The organism is Sulfobacillus harzensis (genome assembly GCF_012933365.1).
GTDB lineage: Bacteria > Bacillota > Sulfobacillia > Sulfobacillales > Sulfobacillaceae > Sulfobacillus_B > Sulfobacillus_B harzensis.
Window position 1 is genome coordinate 1 of the sequence record NZ_JABBVZ010000223.1, and the last position, 2,299, is coordinate 2,299.

Genomic DNA, 2,299 nt, shown 5'->3' on the forward strand with positions numbered 1-2,299 from the left:
ATTTTCACTCGTCCGAGGCCCGGGTTCCATCTAATACATTTTTCTAATGACACGGGCCCTCCATCGACCACTGGACTCTGGGTATGCCTTGCAAGTCGGAGACTCCCTGGGCGAGAAAATCCCAGGGCCCCGCCAAGAATCGTGGGCTTCCCATCCTCGGCGTCACGATTAACGGGTAAAAGCCCAGCGAAGAGCGTCGAAGGCGGTGGCCACCGGTACCCACCGAACCTCGCCGAACGTCGGGTTGAAGGTCTCTTTGAGGAGATCGAGGGGAACTCCCTGAGGCAGGACGATGGTGTGTCGGCCCCGGTTCAAGGCTGCCATCACCAGCGCTATTATGTCGGTCGGCGTGGTCACATCGCCCGCCAAGGTCAACCCGCCAATAACCGCCAGGGCTTTTGGTAGCGGCTTTCGGAGCCAAGCCGAGACCAACGCCATCACCAACGCCAGTTCTCCATTCCCTTTAAGGTCTCCCGGACCTCCCACCCACTGAACGCCCATGCCCTCCCAGCGTATGAGCGATGCAATGCCCAGTTGATGGCCATGCGAGCCGATAAAGAATTGGGCGACACGAAAGACCCCCTCGGCCCCCCGAATCCCATCGTCCGAAAACACGCCCGGTTTCTGCGTGCCCCCTTCGGCCAGGGCCACTTGTGCCACCGCCACCTCAGAACTTAGCGCTCCCGTCACCGAATCCGTTTCCCCCACCACGGTCGTGCATTCCCCGGGCCGCGGCCTTTGATTCAACTGGCGGTCCAGTGCCGTTTCAATGCGCGTCCGACCATCGGTCTTAACCGGCACTCCCTGATACCCGACCAAATAGGGCGCGAACTCGCCTGGCTCCATCTTCATTAACTGTTCATGGATCCGATGGCGCGATTCCGCCACAATGCTCAAAAGCTCCTCGGCCACACGTTCGTCCACGACCCCGTCTGGAAACACGAGCTTAAAGAGGCCACGACCCAGTCGATCCAGAGCGGCCACATCGCGCCGCGTCAGATGCCCGGGAAAGGGCCATCGCTGTTGAACCCCATCCCATACGGTGTCGTAGGGTAAATCCCGAAGTGCCAGCATGACTTCGCCAAAATAATCGGAAGCCAACGCATGCTCCGGTTGCAGGGCGGCCGGCGTGAGTTTCGGGAATTCCCATCCCGGTATAAAGCCATGCAACCGATCGAGGACGGCCGTGTCTTGAAGTTCCTTCGGGAGCACCTCAAAAAGGTGGCGATACCGGGCAGCCGGATGTCGGCCTTCCACCTCGAGGTTCCCCAGAAAGACGAGCGAGGTATCGGCCCCGTAAGACGCGCGGCCGCGGGAGAATTGCCCGCTTTCCATGTAATCTTTTAAGAGGCTCAAGGTGGCCCGGTTCTGGCTAAAGCGGAGCCGAGAAATTTCGTCGAAGATAATCACCCGGCGGCTTTGGATGAGTCCCGCACGCCCGGTCGCAAGATTGACGAAAAGGTTGGCGGGCGTCGCCCCGCCGCCGGCCACGGTGTACGCATAGGGGGAGAGATTACGCAAAAGATGCGTCTTTCCCGTATTTTTCGGCCCGAGTTCCACCAGGTTGACGTTCCGCTCCACCAACGGCACCAAGCGTAAGAGATAGAGACGAGTTAGGCGTTTCCCCTCCGCCTCACCGCGAATCCACTCGGGACAATATCCGGCGGACGCCAACAATAGATCAATCCACTCTTCCACAGAAAAGGCCCGACGGGCTTCAATAAAGCGATCCACGTCAACAGAGGCTTGATAGGGCTGAAAGGCCGTGATGGTCGGCGGGTGCTCCGCCATCCAGCCATCGGCCTCACCGACAAATGCTTCCGGCTCCTCGTCGTTCAAGGGGGGCACGGGCGGATCCGGGGAAGCATACATATGGACGCGGCTCACCGTCACCCGCCCCCAAAGCCCGCCGCTTAACAAGGCGGGAAATTCCTCTAAAATCACCGCATCCATGGGGAAGGCCTGTTGGAATGCCGCCAGATGCCCGGTCGTCACTCCCGATTCCACATCGACCGACACTTCCAGATAGTCCAGCAAATCCACCGTGCCTTCCCGTAACAGCTGGTATTTCAGCCCTTCGCGGTTTCGGGTGGTGGGGAAATGTTGTTCCACTAAACGACTCGCTTGAGAGACGCCATAGAGGCCGATCAGATATTCGGCTAAAAAATCGGGCAACTGGCCGCCAAGACGCGCGCGCGACCCAGCCCGTCGATTCCGGAGCACAGGGCCAAAGACCCGCCGCGCCCGTGCGACTAGGTCATCATCCCCACCCGTCACCCGTTGAACCATGGCCCCTCCT

The 2,299-nt window shown here is 59.9% G+C and carries 1 protein-coding gene; it reads right to left on the minus strand.

The annotated features are described in order from the left end of the window. Window positions 1–168: 168 nt before the first annotated feature. Window positions 169–2,299: BREX system Lon protease-like protein BrxL (locus HIJ39_RS22555; protein ID WP_243239921.1), on the minus strand; the 2,131-nt coding region annotated here is incomplete at its 5' end.